Source organism: Erwinia sp. TECH1 (genome assembly GCF_054057575.1).
Genome location: NZ_JBSRZK010000001.1, coordinates 3248887 through 3268684, shown reverse-complemented (window position 1 = coordinate 3268684; position 19798 = coordinate 3248887). Strand labels below are relative to the sequence as shown.

Genomic DNA, 19798 nt, shown 5'->3' with positions numbered 1-19798 from the left:
GGTCAAAAAAAACGAGCCGCAGCAGCGGCAGAAAATTTTCTGGAAACTGTTACAGTTTTTACACTTCCTTAAAAAAATTCCTTAAGTTAAATCAATTTATTAATGCGTTATTTCATCAATTTTACTTGATAGTTGACAGTTTCCAGAATTGTAAACTAAGTCAAATTATAAATTATGTTTATCCTGTCGATAAATATTAATCAAGGCGAGTGGCGGGGTTTTTCATACTATCAGAAAGATAAAAGTTAAAAAAAATAGCGTATCAGCGCCTCTTTTTAGATTGTTTTTAACATTTCTACGCCGTCCGGAAATGTCGTTGCACCAGGTAAAGCCGCCTGCCCTCGGGTAAGGCGATCTATTACTTTGCGCGTAAAGCTGAAGGTTTTCTTCATGTTTACGTGCGAAACATCCAATGTCTGGTGTACACGAGGTTACTATGGCTCAGCTTACTGATGGCAGCGTGGAAATACTTTCGCGCGACGATGGCAGCATTCTTTCTCAGGTCGCAGCAGGGAATTCCAACAATACCATCCTCCTGAATCAACCCAGCGTAGTGCGCATTCACGGAACCCGCGCCATGGTGACCGAGTTCGAACGCCAGGGTAACGATCTCATCGTCCACATGCGTGACGGCAGCGTTAAACGCTATCAGCAATTCTTCCTGGATGACGTTGACGGCGATCACAGCGAGCTGGTTTTTGATGACGGCGTCAATCCGCCTGAGCACGCACTCTTCCCGGTCACCAACGAATTCGCCGATGCGCAGGCGGTGGTAGCGATTACGCCACAGTATGAGTCGCTTGGCTCGCTGGAACCGCTGCTGCTGGCTGATACCGGTGCTACCACCGGCGTTATCACCGCCGCAGGTATTGGCGCGCTTGGTCTTGGCGCAGCAGGCGTCGCCGCACTGGCGGGCGGCGGCGGTGGCGGCGGTGATGATGCAGTGACAGTAGCGCCATCCCTTACCGTCAATCCGTTAACCGGCGATAATACCCTGTCGACGGCGGAAAAAAATTCTGACCAGACGCTGAACGGCACCACCAGCGGCACGGAAGCGGGCAACACCGTTACCGTCGTGCTCAACGGCGTGACCTATACCACCACGGTCGGGGCAGACGGCAGCTGGAGCATCACCTTACCGGCCGCCGCGCTGGCTACGTTGCCGGAAGGCAGCAATACGCTGACCATCAGCGTGACCAACAATGCAGGCGCCACGGCGACCACCGCTGAAACCTTTACGGTAGAGGCCGGTGCGGTCACGCCCACCACGCCTTCCATCGCTATCGCCGCTTTTGCAGGTGACGACGTGCTGGATAACGGCGAGCAGCAGCAGGCGCAGATCATCAGCGGCACCACCACCAACGTGCAGCAGGGCCAGACCGTTACCGTTACCCTGAACGGCCAAACCTACACCACCACCGTTGACGGCAGCGGCGCGTGGAGCGTGGCCGTTCCGGCTGCGGCCGTGCAGGCGCTGGCGGCGGGCACCACGACCATTACCGCCACCGTTACCGATGCGGCGGGCGCGGCGGCAACCACCACGCACGATTTCACCGTTAACGCCCCGGCGACCGTACCGGCCATCACCATCGCCGCCTTTGCGGGCGACGACGTGCTGGACAACGGCGAGCAGCAGCAGGCGCAGATCATCAGCGGCACCACCACCAACGTGCAGCAGGGCCAGACCGTTACCGTTACCCTGAACGGCCAAACCTACACCGCCACCGTTGACGGCAGCGGCGCGTGGAGCGTGGCCGTTCCGGCTGCGGCCGTGCAGGCGCTGGCGGCGGGCACCGCGACCATTACCGCCACCGTTACCGATGCGGCGGGCGCGGCGGCAACCACCACGCACGATTTCACCGTTAGCGCCCCGGCTACCGCTCCGGCCATCACCATCGCCGCCTTTGCGGGCGACGACGTGCTGGACAACGGCGAGCAGCAGCAGGCGCAGATCATCAGCGGCACCACCACCAACGTGCAGCAGGGCCAGACCGTTACCGTTACCCTGAACGGCCAAACCTACACCGCCACCGTTGACGGCAGCGGCGCGTGGAGCGTGACCGTTCCGGCTGGCGCCTTACAGGCGCTGGCGGCGGGCACCACGACCATTACCGCCACCGTTACCGATGCGGCGGGCGCGGCGGCAACCACCACGCACGATTTCACCGTACCAGCCTTTGGCATCGGCAGCATTAGCGTTAATGCGCCGGGCGGCGACGGCTATCTCAGTATTACCGAAGCGCAGTCCGATCTCACCGTTTCCGGCTCTTCAGCCGATCTTCCTGCCGGCACGGTTATCCGGGTATCGCTGGGCGGGCGCGAATATACTGCCACCGTGGCGGCAGACGGCAGCTGGAGCGCCACCATCCCCGCCGCCGATCTGCAACAGCTGTCGCAGGGTCAGAATCTCATTATCGCGTCAGCCACCCTGGCGGACGGCACCGTCGTACAAAATGGCTCTGCCGCTTCGCTTAACGTTATTACCACCGAACCGAACGCCGGGCTTAATGTGCCCTTCGGCGACAGCGTTATTAGCGGCAGTGAAGCGGGCGCCGATCAGACGCTGACCGGCAATACCGGCGTGGCGGGCGCAGGCCAGTCGGTCACAGCGACAATAGGCGGCACGGACTATACCGGCACGGTCAACAACGACGGTAGCTGGAGCGTGACGCTGCCGGCCGGCTCGCTGCAAAACCTGCCGCAGGGCAGCAACGATATCACCGTAGTGATTACCGATCCGGCAGGCAACAGCAGCACCTCGACCACGCCGGTAAACGTAGCGACCGCCGCGCCAGCTCTTACCGTTACGCCACCGGATGCGACGCTGAACCAGGACGATGTAACCCAGCCGCTGATCCTGAGCGGCGTCAGCGCTGACAGTCAGAGCGTCACCGTCACGCTGAACGGCGTGACCTATAACACCACCGTTAACCCGGACGGCAGCTGGAACGTGAATATTCCGGCTTCCGATCTGCAACAGCTTGCCGATGGTGATTACACGCTGGGCGTGGTCGCTACCGACGGTTACGGCAACAGCACCACGCAAAATATTCCGCTGGCCGTGGACGCCACGCCGCCGACGGCGACGGTTAATCCGCTGGGCGGTGACGGCTATGTGAATGCGGGCGAAGTTGGTCAGCCGCTGGTTATTACCGGCACCACCCAGCCGGGCAGCACGGTGCTGGTGCGTTTTGACAGCGTTGACGTGCCCGCCACTGTCGACCCGGTTACCGGCGCCTGGACGGCGACGTTAAGCCCGGACAGCCAGGCCGCCATTGCTGACGGCACCTACGTCGTCACCGTCGTTACCACCGATGCGGCCGGTAACGCCAGCGAGACCTATACCACTGTAACCTATGCAACCACCACGCCGATCGTGACGGTTAATGAACTCACCGCCGACGGCTCGCTGAACAGCGCAGAAGTCACGGTCGATCAGGTGCTGACCGGGACGGCCACTAATGTCGCCCCAGGCAGCCCCGTGACCCTGCAGCTGGCAGACGGCACAATCTTTACCGGCAGCATTGAGCCGGGCGGCAACTGGAATATCACGCTGCCTGCGGCCACGCTAACGGCGCTGGCGAACGGCACGCAAAACTATACCGTTAGCGTCAGCGATGCGGCGGGCAATACCGGCAACGCCACCGGCAGTTTTGCGGTGGCCGTTGATAACACCGTGGCCGCGCTGGCTATTGCGCCGGTCAGCGGCGATAACGCTATTAACACGACAGAAGCGCAGGCGGATCTGGTTATCAGCGGCAGCAGCGCTGGCCTTGCCGCCGCCACGCCGCTGACGGTTACCTTTAACGGCGTGGATTACGCCTCTACGGTTAATCCGGACGGCAGCTGGACGGTAACCGTGCCTGCCGCCGCCTTGACCGGCATTGCCAACGGCAGCTATGCCGTTACCGTGACGGGCACGGACGCCAACAGCAATCCGATCGCCGGCACCAGCGACGTGAACGTGCGTACTTCGTTCCCGACAGAAATTATCCTTAACTCGCCGTTTGGCGACGGCGTGCTGAACGCGGCTGAAAGCACGGCGGCGCAAACGCTGACGGGCAATACCGGCGTCAACTTCCCGGATCAGGCGGTAACGGTAACCGTTGACGGCGTAAGTTATCCCGCTACCGTCGATACCCTTACCGGCAGCTGGAGCGTGGCGCTGCTGCCGCCGGCGTTGGCCTCGCTACAGGACGGCACCGCAGATATTGTCGTTACCGTTACGGATTCGCTGGGCAATACGGCCAGCTCAACCACGCCAATCGTGGTCGATACCGCCGCGCCAGCGTTGGACGTCGCCATTCCGGGCGATAACGGCGTGATTAACGCGCAGGCGCAGAACCAGCCGCTGACCGTGAGCGGCACGGCGGAAGCGGGCAGCACGCTCAGCATAGTGCTGGCGGGCGTCACTTATTTAACCGGCGCAGATGCGGACGGCAACTGGAGCCTGGCGATTTCGCCTTCCGCACTACAGTCGCTGCCGGACGGTAAATATGATATTACCGTGACCGCTACGGACGCGGGCGGTAACCAGACCACCTCATTGACGCCGGTAACCCTGGATACCGCGACGCCTGCATTGACCATTGCGCCGGTTTCCGGCGACGGCTATCTGAACGCGGCGGAACACGACGCCGCGCTCAGCGTAACGGGCACGGCCGATGCGGGATCGGCGATTGTCGTTACGCTTAATAACGTTACCTATAACGCCGTGTCCGACGCCAACGGCAACTGGAGCGTCAGCGTGCCTGCTGGCGACGTCAATGCGCTGACGGACGGCACCTATGCGGTGAGCGTGCAGGCCACGGACAGCGCGGGCAACGCTACGTCAAGCCTGCAACCGCTGACGGTAGTGGCGGGCGCGGGCGCGCAGCCAACGATCGCCGTAGACGCCTTCACGGGCGACGGCGTGCTGGACGGCGCGGAGCAGGATCTCAATCAGCTGGTTACCGGCACCACGACCAACGTTCAGGCAGGCCAGATCGTTACGCTGACCATGAACGGCGCGCAGTATACGGGTACCGTACAGGCGGACGGCAGCTACAGCGTGCTGGTGCCGGCTACGGCCTATTACGGACTGGCCAACGGCACGCAAACCTTTACCGTTGATGTGGCCGACGTCGCGGGCAATCCGGCCACGGCGACCAGCGGCTATACCATCGATAATACCTTTAGCTCAATTGCTATTGGCGTCATCAGCGATGATAACGCTATCAACACCGTTGAAGCGCAAAACCCGCTGGTGATCCACGGCAGCACCCGCTTTGTCGCCTTTGGTGCGCGCATCCTGGTGCGCTTTAACAATGCGGATTATGAAACCACCGCCAATAATGACGGCAGCTGGAGCGTGACCGTTCCGGCCAGTGCGCTGAGCGGCCTGCCTAACGGCAACCAGACGATCACCGCGACGGCGACCGACGTTAACGGCAACCAGATCGCTACCACGCAGAGCCTGGATTCCGCTATTAATCCAGACTTTACCGTGACGCTGAACGAGCCGTTTATCGATGGTGCGCTGAACGGCACGGAGGCGCTCAGCGACCAGTCCCTTTCCGGCTCGACCGGCATTACCGGCAGCGGCCAGGCCGTTAGCCTGCTGCTGAACGGCATCACCTATACGGCAAACGTGGATGCGGACGGCAACTGGTCGGTCACGCTGCCCAATGCGGTGCTGCAAGGCCTGCCGCAGGGCGATAACACGCTGACCGTGACCGCCACCGATCCGGCTGGCAATACTTCTTCACTGACCAATACCTTTACCGTAGATACCTCAACGCCGACGCTGACGCTGAATGCGCTGGCGGAAGATAACCGCCTGAGCCTGGCGGAGCAGGGCCAGGCGCTGACGGTAACGGGCGACGGCGAGCCGGGCAACGTGGTCACGCTGGTGCTGAACAACACCACCTATACCGCGACGGTGACCGGCACCGGCAGCTGGAGCATTGAGCTGCCGGCGGCGGCGCTGCTGGCGTTAACCGACGGCAGCTATCCTGTTTCGGTCAGCGTGGTTGATGCGGCAGGCAACGTCTCTGCGCTGACCCGCACGCTGGATGTGGATCTGACGCCGCCAGCGTTGACGGTGAACCCCGTCTCCGGCGATGGCTATCTTAACGCTGCCGACACCAGCCAGCCGCTGGTGGTCAGCGGCACGGGCGAAACCGGCAACACTATCGCCGTCGAGCTGAACGGCACCGTTTACAACACTATTGTTGGCGCTAACGGTCAGTGGACGCTGACCGTGCCCAACACGGCGGTAAATACGCTGGCGGAAGGTAACTATACGCTTGCCGTTACCGCCAGCGATGCGGCCGGTAACGTGACCACCGCCAGCACGCCGCTGGTGGTGGATACCAGCGCGCCGGTTATTGCCGTTAACGATCTGACCGCTAACAATATTATCGACGGCGCGGAACAGCAGACCGACCAGCTGCTCAGCGGGACGGTAACCAATGCGGAAGTGGGGCAAACGGTCACCGTAACGCTTAACGGTGCCGATTATGTGACCACGGTGCAAACCGGCGGCGGCTGGCAGGTGGCGATCCCGGCCGCCGATCTGAGCGCGCTGGCCAACGGCACGCAGACGCTCAGCGTCACCGTGGCCGATCTGGCAGGCAACAGCAGTACCGTTGCCAAAACCTTTACCGTCGACAGTACGCTCAGCAGCGTGGCGTTCGATCCGCTCAGCGGCGACGGCTATCTGAACGCGCTTGAGGCGCAGACGGATCTGACCGTTACCGGCTCTACGGCGAACGTGGCGGCTGGCAGCACGGTCACCTTTACGCTCGGCGGCCAAACCTACACCGGCACCGTAGCGGCAAACGGCAGCTGGACAGCGACTATCCCGGCAGCAGATTTGCAGGCGCTGGCAGAAGGGCCGCAAACCGCGACGGCCAGCGTTATCGCACAAAACGGCAATACCGTGACCAGCGAAAACACGCTGAACGTGTACGTCGATCGCGTGCCGGATCCCACGCTGCAAACGCCGTTTATTGACGGCACCCTGACCGGCCAGGAAGCAGGCGTCACGCAGACGCTGACCGGCACCACGGGGCAGGAAGGCGTTGGTCAGACCGTAACGGTCAACATCGGCGGCACCGATTATGCCGCCACCGTTAACAGCTCCGGCGTCTGGACGCTGGATCTGGCGCCGGCGGTGCTTCAGGCGCTGCCACAGGGACAGTCTGCCGTGACGGTGACGGTCACCGACGTGGCGGGCAACGTTTCCGCCATTACGCCAGCGCCAGTTATCACCGTGGCCACTGCGCTGCCAACGCTGACGCTGGATCCGGTCGCAGGCGGCGATAACATTATCAACGCCGACGAGCAGGGCGCAGCGCTGGCTATCAGCGGCACGGGCACGGCTGACAATGACGTTACCGTTACGCTGAACGGCGTAACCTATACCACCACGGTCAATACGGACGGCAGCTGGAGCGTAACCGTTCCGGCGACCGATCTGGCGGCGCTGGCCGACGGCCCTTATGCGCTTCAGGTCAGCACCAGCGATGCCTTTGGCAATACCGCTACGCAAAACCTGGGTCTTTCCGTGGATACCGCGACGCCAGCCTTTACGGTGGATCCGGTCACCGGCGACAATACCATTGACCAGGTCGAACAAGGCCAGGCGCAGAACATTACCGGCAGCGGCAGCGAAGGCGACACTATCTCCGTTACGCTGGGCGGCGCTACCTATACCACTACCGTCGGCACTGGCGGGCAGTGGACGATTAGCGTACCGGCCAGCACGCTGGCTAACCTCACGGAAGGCGCTAATACGCTGACCGTAACGGCGACCTCGCCTGCGGGCAACGTCGCGAGCCAGGACACCACGCTGACGCTGGATACGGCGGTAGACGTGACTCTGATTATCAATGCCGTTTCCGGCGATGATTTAATCAACGCCGCCGAAGCCGCCCAGGGCTTTACCGTGACCGGCAGCGTGCCTGATGACACCAGCACGGTAGTCGTAAGCTTTAACGGCACGGATTATCCGGCGACCGTGGGCGCAAACGGCCTGTGGAGCGCGGCGATCCCGGCCGCGGCGCTGGCGGGCGTAGCGGACGGTGATTACACCCTGACCGTTACCGCCTCGCCTGCCAGCGGCGGCAGCCTGGCGCTGCCTCACGCCATTACCATAGATACCGCTGCGCCAGTTCTGACCGTTGCGGCTATCGCTGAAGACAACTTCCTGAACGTCGCCGAACAGGGTCAGCCGCTGGCTATTACCGGCACCGGCGAAGCGGGCGACAGCGTGCGCGTGGCGCTGAACGGCAGCGTCTATACCGCCACCGTAGACGGCGACGGCAACTGGACGGTTACGGTTCCCGCGACGGCGACTATCGCTTTAACCGGCGGCAGCTATCCGGTCACCGTCACCGCGACGGATCCGGCGGGCAACGCCGTCACGCAAACCAGCGCGCTGGTTGTGGATGTCAGCACGCCTGTGCTGACGGTTAATCCGCTGAGCGGCGACGGTATCCTGAACGCCGAAGAGCAGGCGCAGCCGCTGACCGTTAGCGGCACGGCAGAGAACGGTTCAACCGTTACCGTCACGCTGGAGGGCACGGACTACACCGCCACGGCAGGCGCTAACGGCCAGTGGTCGCTGGCTATTCCGGCTGCGGATCTGGCCGGGCTGGCCAACGGCGACTACACGCTGACCGTAGCGACCGCCGACGCGGCAGGCAACGTGACGACTCAGGAGAGCACGCTGACGGTAGTGGCCGATGCCGCTACGCTGCCAACGCTGACGCTGGACAATTTTGCGGGCAACAACATTCTGGACGGCGCAGAGCAGCAGGTCAGCCAGACAATCAGCGGCACCACCACTAACGTCCAGGCGGGCCAGGTGGTGACGGTGACGCTGAACGGCTCGGTTTACAGCGGTCTGGTGCAGGACAGCGGCGCGTGGAGCGTCACTATTCCTGCTGCGGTACTGGCAGCGCTGCCAGCGGGCACGCAGACCTATAGCGTTTCCGTGGGCGATGCGGCGGGCAATGGGGTTACGGCAGGCGGCAGCTTCGATGTTAATACTGATATCAGCTCGGTAGCCATTAACCCGCTTAGCGATGACGGCTACCTGAACGCCACGGAGGCGCAGGGCGATCTGACCGTGAGCGGTGCGGTTTCTAACGTGCCGGAAGGCAATACCGTGACGGTAACCCTGAACGGCATTGACTACACCACTACGGTAACGACGGGCGGTACGTGGAGCCTGACGGTACCGGCGGCGGATCTGGCGGCGCTGGCTGAAGGCCCGGTGACCGTCAGCGCCAGCGTGCCTGACGTGGACGGCAACGCCGTGACCAACGAGGCGACGCTGAACGTAGCGACCACGCTGCCGACGCTGGCTATCGAGACGCCGTTTACCGACGGCGCGCTGAATGCGGGCGAGGCGGGAACGGCGCAAACGCTGACCGGTACGACCGGCCTCACGGGCGACGGTCAGAACGTCAGCATCGCTATTAACGGCAGCACCTATGCCGGCACCGTTGACGGCGACGGCAACTGGCGCATCGTTCTGTCGCCGGAAGTGCTACAGGCGCTGCCGCAGGGCGATACCCTGGCGACCGTTGCCGTCAGCGATGCGGCGGGCAACTCGGCGACTGCTCCGCTGACCTTGAGCGTGGACACGCTGCCGCCTGCGGTTGCGGTTAACGCTATCGCTGGCGACAACATTCTTAACGCGGCGGAACAGGGCAGCGATCTGCCCGTTAGCGGCACAGGTGAAGCTAATGCCGCTATCGTGGTAACGCTGAACGGCATCGACTACACCACCACGGTGGGCACGGATGGCCAGTGGACGGTAACGGTGCCGGCAGCCGATCTGGCCGCGCTGGCGGACGGCAGCTATGTGATCACCACTACCGTGACCGATCCGGCAGGCAACAGCGCAACCGCCGACAGCCCGCTGACGGTTAAAGCCAGCGCGGCCGCGCTGCCAACCCTTTCTGTCGATCCTTTCACCGGCAACGATACGCTTAACGGCGCCGAACAGCAGACTACGCAATATCTCAGCGGTACGACCACTAACGTCGAGGCTGGGCAGCAGCTGACCGCCACGCTTAACGGCGTGGCTTACACCACGCGCGTGCTGGCCAGCGGTGCATGGCGCGTGGCGATCCCTTCTTCCGCGCTGGCGACGCTGGCTGACGGCACGGCGACCTTCAGCGTGGCGGTCAGCGACGCGGCGGGCAATCCGATCACCGTCAGTCATGATGTAACCGTGGACAGCACGGCGGCGGGCATCAGCCTCGATCCACTCAGCACCGACGGCTACCTGAACGCTGCGGAAGCCCAGGATGCGCTGATTGTTACCGGCACTACCACCGGCCTGGCGCAGGGCGCGCCGGTGACCGTCACCTTTAACGGACAAACTTTTACCGGCGTGGTCGGCACCGGCGGCACATGGAACGCCGTGATCCCGGCCGCCTCGCTGGCTGGCCTGGCGGACGGTGCTAACACGCTGACCGTCACCGCGACCGATGCCAGCGGTGCTACGGCAACCGGCACCGCTACGCTGAACGTGCAGGTCAACGATTTGCCTGCGGTCGCGGCGGATACGCCATTTAACGGCGGCGTGCTGAACGGCGCACAGGCGGCGACGGATCAGACGCTGACCGGTTCTACTGGCGTAACGGGCGACGGGCAAACCGTTGCCGTGGCGGTGGGCGATACCACCTATACCGGCACTGTAGACGCGAACGGCAACTGGAGCGTCACTATCCCGACCGCTGAACTTCAGGCGTTGCCGCAGGGCGCAAACGCGCTACAGGTTACCGTAGCCGATGCGGCCGGCAACGCCAGCACGGTGGCGGTGCCGGTCACCGTGGATACCGTCGCGCCGACCCTGACGCTTAATCCGGTGGCGGGCGACGGCGTGGTCAACGGTAGCGAAGCAGCGGCGGATATCACCGTCAGCGGCGGCAGCACCGGCGCGGAAGAAGGTCAGCTGGTCACGGTTTCGCTGAACGGCCAGACTTACACCACCGCCATCGCGGCGGACGGCAGCTGGAGCCTTGCGCTGCCGGCCGGTCTGCTTCAGGCGTCGCCGAACGGCACTTATCCTGTTACCGTTTCCCTTAGCGACGCGGCGGGCAACACGGCTTCAACCGCTGCCGATATCACGCTGTCGACCGTGGCGCTACAGCCAACGCTGGATACGCCATTTATCGACAGCTACATCAACGTTACCGAGTCGCAGAGCGATCAGACGCTGAGCGGCACGACCGGCGCGACCGGCGCAGGCCAGACCGTAACGGTCAATATTGCCGGAACGGACTACACCGCCACGGTGGATAACGCCGGCAACTGGACGCTGCCGGTCAGCGCCGCCACGCTACAGGCGCTGGGCGAAGGCGTTCAGGGCATCACCGTGACCGCCACGGATGCCATCGGCAATACGGGCACCGCGACGACTTCTGTTAGCGTTGATTTGACTGCGCCAACGCTGACGGTCAATCCGGTCGCGGGCGATAACATTATCAACGCGGCGGAAAGCGTAGGGCCGGTAACCATTACGGGCACTGCTTCAGCCAGCGAAGCGGGCCAGCTGGTGATCGTCACCTTCAACGGCGTCGACTATCAACAGTCGGTGCAGGACGACGGCAACTGGACGGTCAATCTGCCCGCCAGCGTCACTCAGGGCATTGCGGACGGGACTTATCCAGTGAGCGTCAGCCTGACCGATGCGGCGGGCAACGTGTCCACTCAGGCGCTGACGGTCGTGGTCGATGCCAGCCTGGCAAGCCAGCCGACCGTGGCGCTGGATGCCATCAGCGGCGATAACTACCTTAATCAGAGCGAAGCGGGCGCGGATCTGGCCGTTACCGGCACCACCACCAACGTGACGGCAGGGCAGACCGTGACCGTCACGCTTAACGGCGTCGCCTATACGGCGCTGGTGCAGGCGGACGGCAGCTGGTCCGCGACGGTTCCGGCGGCGGATCTTGCCGCGCTGACCGACGGCGCGCAAACGCTGACCGCCACGGTCGCCGATGTGGCGGGCAACACGGGCAGCAATTTTGCGGAGTTTACCGTGGTCGCCCAGGCCGCCAGCCTGCCGACTATCTCAATCGATCCGGTCACCAGCGACGATGTGGTCAATAATCAGGAAGCGCAGAGCGATGTGCTGATCACCGGCTCCAGCCAGCGCATCCCGGAAGGCGGCACCGTGACGGTAACGCTGAACGGCGCGACCTATACCGGCACCGTTGACGCCGACGGCAACTGGAGCGCTACTGTGCCGGCTGCTGCGGTACAGGCGCTGACGCCGGGCGCCAATACGCTGACCGCCAGCGGCAGCGACGTGGCGGGCAACGTGGCGACGACAGCGGATAACTTTACCGTTGATACCACCGCGCCGGTGCTGAACGTGGCGTTAAGCGCGGGCGTGGATAACGTGCTGAACGCGGCGGAAGCGGCGGCCGGTCTGGTCGTCAGCGGCACCACCGATGCGGGCCTGCCGGTGAGCGTCACCCTTAACGACAAGGTGTACGCGACCACGGCAGATGCGGACGGCAACTGGAGCCTGACTATCGCCAGTGGCGATCTGACGGCGCTGGGCGACGGCACCACTCCGCTCAGCGTGGCGGTAACCGACGCCAGCGGCAACGTCGCTACCAGCGTCACCAACCTGACCGTGGCGGTCAATGCGCTGCCGGCTCTGACGCTGAATACGCCGTTCGTCGATGGTCTGGTCAACGCGACCGAAGCGGCGGCAGAACAGACGCTGACCGGCACGGCGACCAACCTTGCCGTCGGCACGGCGGTAACGGTTACGCTTGGCGATCAAACCTTTACCGGCGCGGTCAATGCGGACGGCACATGGAGCGCCGCCGTGCCGGCAGGCACGCTTGCCGCCCTGACCGACGGGCTCTATCAGCTGACGGTCGCCAGCGCGGATGCGGCGGGCAACCCGGCGACGGCCGAAGCCAGCATCGAGGTGCTGGTCACGACGCTGCCGACGGCCGCGATCAATACGCCGTTTATTGACGGCCTGCTGAACGCTGGCGAAGCGGGCGTCGATCAGGTAATTAACGGCACCACCGGCATTACCGGCGCGGGCCAGACGGTTACGCTGAATATCGACGGCAACGCCATTGCCACTACGGTCGACGACAACGGCAACTGGACGGCCACGCTGACGCCTGCGCTGGCGGCCACGCTGGGCAACGGCGAGCACACCATTAACGTGACGGTTGCCGATGTGGCGGGCAACAGCAGCACCGATTCGCTGGCCTATACCGCTATCGTTACCGGTCTGCCGACGCCGACGCTGACCCAGCCTTTCGTCGATGGCATATTAAACGCCGCCGAGGCGGCAGCGGGCCAGACGCTGGCGGGCACCACCGGCATTACCGGTGCGCAAACCGTTAGCGTGGATATCAACGGCACCGCTTACCAGGCGAACGTCGATCCGGCTACGGGTGACTGGACGCTGCCTCTGGAGGCTGGCGTGCTCTCTGCGCTGCCGGACGGCACGCTGCCGATTACGGTGACGGTCACGGATGCCGTGGGCAACGTCGGGACGGCCGGCGATTCGGCACTGGTCGCCGTTAACGCGCTGCCGGCGGTCACCATCGATCTGCCATTTACCGATGGCCTGCTCAACGTGGCTGAAGCTGCCACCACGCAGACGCTGAGCGGTAACACCGGGCTGGTCGCGGCGGGGCAGACGGTCACTGTTGCTATCGACGGCGGCGCGCCGCTAACGGCGACGGTCAACGCCAACGGCAACTGGACGCTCGATCTGACTTCGGCACAGCTGACCGCGCTGGGCAGCGGCACCCATACTTTTGCGGTCACCGCGACCGATACCGCAGGCAATGCCAGCACGGCCACGCTTGATTTTGACGCGCTGCTGGCGCTGCCGCAGCCGACCATCGGTTCACCGCTGTTTACCGACGATATCCTGAATATTGCCGAGGCGGGAACGGCTATCACTCTGGCGGGCACCACGGGCGTCACCGGAGCGAATCAGGGCGTGCAGCTGCAAATCGACGTAGCTGGTATTACTTATACCGGCAGCGTGGACGCCAACGGCAACTGGGCGGTGGCGCTACCAGCCGGGGCGCTGAGCGCGTTGGCTGACGGCGCGCACACCGTAGATGTTACCGTGATTGACGCGGCGGGCAATATCAATACCAGTTCGCTCGGCTTCACCGCCGCGCTGACCGCACCAACGCCGACGCTGGATGTGCCTTTTGATGATACCTGGCTTAACGCGGCCGACGTGGCTGCGGGCGTGGCGCTTACCGGCACTACCGGGCTGGCAGGCGCGGGCCAGGCCGTTACGGTCACGCTGGGCGGCGTTAACTACGACGCAACGGTAGATGCAGACGGCAACTGGACGCTGCCGCTCTCCACGGCGCAGCTGGGCGCGCTGGATCAGGGGCTGCAAAACTATACCGTGGTGGCGGCAGATATCGGTGGTAACACGGCGACGGCGACGGGCAGCTTTACCGTCGACACGTCCGTGCCAACCATCGCCATCACGCCATTCACCGGCGATGGGGCGCTGGACTATCTGGAAAGCCTGACCACCCAGACGCTGAGCGGCACCACGACCGGCGCGGGCGAAGGCCAGGTGGTGACGGTCACCATCGGCACGGCGACCGTGAGCGGCGTGGTAGCCGCAGACGGTAGCTGGTCGGTTAACCTGACGCCGGAAGCGCTGGCGCAGCTGGGCACGACAGGCGATACCGGCACCATCAACGCTTCGGTCGTGGATGTCGCAGGCAATACGGGCACCGCGACCGCTGCGGTCACGGTCGACCTGACGCCGCCTCCAACGCCGCTGCTGACGCTGGCGCCGGTTTCCGACGACAACATCATCAACAGCACGGACGGCGCGACGCTGACGCTGAGCGGAACATTCGCTAATCTGCCTGTCGACGGCGGCGGCGCGGTGACGGGAACCGTAGCGGTCAGCATCAACGGCGTGGCGCAGGCCGGAACGGCCGTGGTCAATAGCGTCGACGGTACCTGGACGCTCACCGTGCCGAACACGGCGGCGAATATCGCCGACGGCATCGCCACCGTAACCGCGACGCTGACCACCGATCAGAACACTACGCTGGAGGCAAGCAGCCAGGTGCTGGTGGATCGCTCCGTGCCTGTCGTCACCATCAACGCCTTTGCCGGCGACGACGTGCTGAACGGCGCGGAAGCGGCGGTTACCCAGATAATTAGCGGGACGGCGTCCGCCAGTGAGGCGGGCAGAGCGGTAACCCTCACGCTGAATGACAAGACCTATACGGCCATCGTTCAGGCGGACGGCAGCTGGTCTGCCACGCTGCCGTCAGGTGATTTGCAGGCGCTGGGCCAGGCGGGCCAAACTCTGACCGCCACGCTGACCGATGCGGCGGGCAACACCGGCACCATTACGCGCGACTTTACCGTAGACACCGGCGCACCGCTGATTGCGGTGGACGCGCTGGTGGGCGATAACGTATTGAACGCTGCGGATATCCTGACCACTCAGGTAGTGACGGGAACAGCTAGCGGTGCCGAAGGCCAGACTATCGGCCTCTATCTGGGTGACGGCGCGCCGATCGCCACGGCGCTGGTCAATGCCGACGGCACCTTCAGCCTTGATCTGACGCCGGAGGTGTTGGGCAGCCTCACTGACGGCACGCTGGTGTTCGGCCTGCGGGTTAACGACGCCGCGGGCAACGCCACCGACGCCACGCTGACGGTAAATAAAGTGGTCAACGCGGCGCTGAATCTGGTGGTGGATTCCGTCTTCGGCGACGGCTTCCTGAACGCGGTCGACACCACGGTAGCGCAAACCATTACCGGTCTGGCCAGCTCCGCCGGGATTGGCGCGACCGTATCGCTGACGCTGGGCGGCACCACGCTGACGGCGGATGTCGGTCAGGATGGACGCTTCGCGTTGGTCGTACCGCCAAGCCTGCTTGGTTTGTTAAGCGATGGCGACACCGCGCTGAACATTGTGCTGACCGATGGCGCAGGCAACACCCGCACCGTGGGTGAAACCGTCACCGCCATTCTGGAAGCGCCGACCATCAGTGCCATCACCGGCCTGTTTGGCGGCGACAACCTGCTGAACATCGCCGAAGCGGCGCTGGCGCAGACGGTTGGCGGCACCATTGACGGCGCGGTCGGCTCCACGGTGACCGTGACGCTGGGCAGCAAAACCTACCAGACCACGCTTCAGGCGGGCGGCGCATGGAACGTGACTATTCCGCCGCTGGATCTGGCGGCGCTGACCACCGGCAACCAGACGCTGGGTGTCTCGGTGACCGATCCGGCGGGCAACACCTCGTCAACGTCGGCCACTATCGGCATCTTTACCGCCCAGCCATCCATTACGCTTAACCCAATCTTTGGCGACGGCATTCTGAATATCGCCGATGCGCTGGTTAACCAGACCATCAGCGGCACGGTCAATAACGTAGCGGCCGGTTCGACCATTAACCTGACGCTGGGCAATTCTACGGTGCAGGCGGCGGTAGGGCCGAACGGCGCCTTTACCGCCACGGTCACGCCGGACATTCTCGGTACGCTGACCAGCGGCACCCTGGCGGTGGGCGCCAGCGTGACCGATGCGGCAGGCAACATCGCCACCACCACCGGCAACCTGGTGGCCAAGCTGACCGCGCCGGTAGTCAATATCGCGCAGCTGTTTGGCGACGGCCTGCTTAACGCGGCGGATGCGGCGCTGGGCCAGACCATCGGCGGTACCATTACCAATGCCGAGCCGGGATCGCGGGTGGTGGTTAACGTAGCCGGGACGCAATTTGTGACCGCCACGGCAGCGGACGGCACCTTTAACGTGGCGCTAACGCCGACGTTATTGAAAGGGCTGCTGGACGGCAACCTGACCGTGGGCGTCAGCGTAACGGACAGCGCAGGCAACACTACTACCGCTAACGCCGGCGCGACGGTCGGCGTCAATACGCTGCCAACCGTGACGCTAAACCCGGTCTTTGGCGGCGATGGCGTGCTGAACCTGGTGGAATCGCTGGTCACGCAGACCATCAGCGGGACGGCCAGCAATGTAGCGCCGGGATCGACCGTTACCATCAACCTCGGCAACACCATTGTTACCACCACGGTCGGTGCGAACGGCGCCTATAGCGCCCAGGTGTCGCCTGCTCTGCTCAGCACGTTGCTGGACGGTAATCTTACCGTGGGCGTCGCCGTTACCGATGCGGTAGGCAACACCGCCAGCGCCAGCACGGGCGTGCGGGTTGGCATCCAGACTACGCCAACCCTGACGGTCAATACGGTATTTGGGGACAGCGTGCTCAGCGCCAACGATATCAACACCGTCCAGACTATCAGCGGTATAGCCCGTAACGTTACGGCCGGCTCCATTGTGACCGTTACGCTGAACGGTAAAACCTACACGGCGCCGGTTAACAGCAGCGGCGGCTGGACGCTGAACGTGCCGAAAGCCGATCTCAGCGCGCTGGCGAACGGCGTGCTGACGGTCAACGCCTCGGTAACGGACAGCTACGGCAACGTGGCGACCAATACCGGACAGCTGGTTGTGATTGCGCAGACGCCGCCGTCGGTCACTATCTCCAGCATCTTTGGCGATGGCCTGCTGAGCGCGGTCGATGCGCAAACCGCCCAGACGATTACCGGTTCGTCTACCAATGCCGAAGGCTCGATCCTGAACGTGCGCGTAGGCACCTCGACGTTGACCACCACTATCGGCGCGAACGGCACCTGGAGCGTGCTGGTGCCGGCCGCGACGCTGGCCGCGCTGCCGGATGGCAACGCGACAGTCACCGCCAGCGTAACCAATGCGGTAGGGAATATCGGTTCCGGTACCGATACGGCGGTGGTGAAAACCCATACGCTGCCAAGCGTGACTATTAATAACAGCACCATGTTTGGCGGCGACCACTACCTCAATCTGAGCGAGGCCAACACGCCGGCCACCATTAGCGGCAGCTCGGTTAATGCGGTCGGCAGTACGGTGACGGTTAATATTGCGGGCAACCTTTACACCACAACCGTGGGTTCTACAGGTGCATGGAGCGTCACGGTGCCTTCCGCCACGCTGAAAGGCATCGCAGACGGCAGCTATACCGTCACGGCTACCGTATCTGATGTGGTAGGCAACACCGCCACCGGCAGTAATACCTTTACGGCCATTACCCATAACCTGCCGGCTATTGGCGTCGATCCGGTGCTGAGCCTGGTCAACGTGCTGCTGACAGGGCTGACCGTGACCGGCGGCACGCTGAACCTGCCGCAGGGCACTACGCTGAGCGTCACGCTGAACGGTTCAACGCAGACCACCACCACGGATGCGCTTGGCCGCTATAGCGTGAAGTTCACCGGCGGCCTGTTAACCTCTATAAGCCTGAACTCTATCGTTACCGTAACCGCAGCAGATGTGGCAGGCAACCGCGCCACCACCAGTAACACCCTGCTGTTGGGATCGCTGTTGCCGGCTGCGGGCACCTCTTCTGCGGCGGCGGCAACGGCGCTGTTGGCAATGGCGGCGGATGATGCCACGGCTATCGCCTCTGCGGATACCAGCGACGCCGGCAACGCCTCTGTGGCTACGGCTTCCGCACAGGTGGCGACGGCGAACGCGGCACACAGCGAGTCAGACAGCGCGACGGCCAGCAGTACGGCGGATGCCACCACCACGGCAGATGCCACCACCACGGCAGATGCCACCACCACGACAGATGCCACCACCACGACAGAGACTACGGCTACAGCGGATGCATCCGCTACGACCGCCGTAGCCGATGACGGCAGCTACAGCATCGGTGGGTTAATCGCGGCGCTGGCGGATGGTCAGATGGTAGAGGGTGCGTCGGTCGCGGGCAGCAGCGGCGAAGATACCGTAACGCTTAATACGCTGAACTTTACGCATATTGATGGCGGTGCGGGTACCGATACGCTGGTGCTCAACGGCGAGCATATGACGCTGGATCTCACCACGCTCGGGCTGAAGGTGGAGCATATCGAAATCATCAACTTAGGGCAAAGCGGCACCAACAGCGTCAAGCTGGATCTCAACGAGGCGCTGAATATTACCGATAAACAGACCGACGATCTGATGATCAAGGGGGTAACCGGCGATCAGGTTACGCTGGCCAACGGCGACGGCGGCACCTGGGCTGCCACTGCGCAGCGTACGGTAGACGGGCAGGTATTCGACGTTTACCACAACTCGGCGCTGGATGCGGCAAACACCCTGGGCGATGTGCTGATCCAGCATAATCTTCAGGTTCATCTGGTATAACAAGACCTTCCCTGCGCGAGGGCGGTATGGCTCGCGCAGGGATGTTAACGTTAAGGAGGGTTTATCATTTGTAACAACAAAAAAAGCATAAACGAAAATAAAGAATGGCGAGGTTTTGTCATTTTTGCGTAAAGTGACGTTAAAGACATTAATAAGAAAAAATTGCCGTTTGGAACCACTTTCCAGATTTACGCCAGTAGTAAAGTGTGTATTAGCGGACTAGGTTATCCACTATCCAGCGTCGACTGCTCGCCTTTTTTTGACGATAAGTTATTGAGGTAAAAAGTGGTAAGTCGGGCCGAATCTCGGTTATGGCAAAGAGTGGTACTGTTTTTTTTTGCCGGCGAAATAAAATCCTCGCCTTGTCGTTAGCATTTTTTTTGGAAATTTTTTTTACCATTAGCCTTGTTGTGGATTATTTTGTAAATCCAGAAAGCACCGGGTCTGGCCTGGCACCTTTTTTGAGGCGCTGGCCGCTGCATGTCCGCTTTAAGTAAAGTAAATCTTTACTTTTACGCGGCGTCACTTTACTCATTTAACTGGTGCACAAGGGGA

At 62.7% G+C, this 19798-nt stretch carries 1 protein-coding gene; it reads left to right on the top strand.

Features of this window, described 5'->3' with window-relative positions; genetic code table 11:
• Positions 1 to 436: 436 nt before the first annotated feature.
• Positions 437 to 19243 (top strand): Ig-like domain-containing protein, encoded by an 18807-nt coding sequence (locus tag ACVWZ0_RS15285; protein ID WP_253459842.1) that lies wholly within the window; start codon positions 437 to 439, stop codon positions 19241 to 19243.
• Positions 19244 to 19798 lie beyond the last annotated feature (555 nt).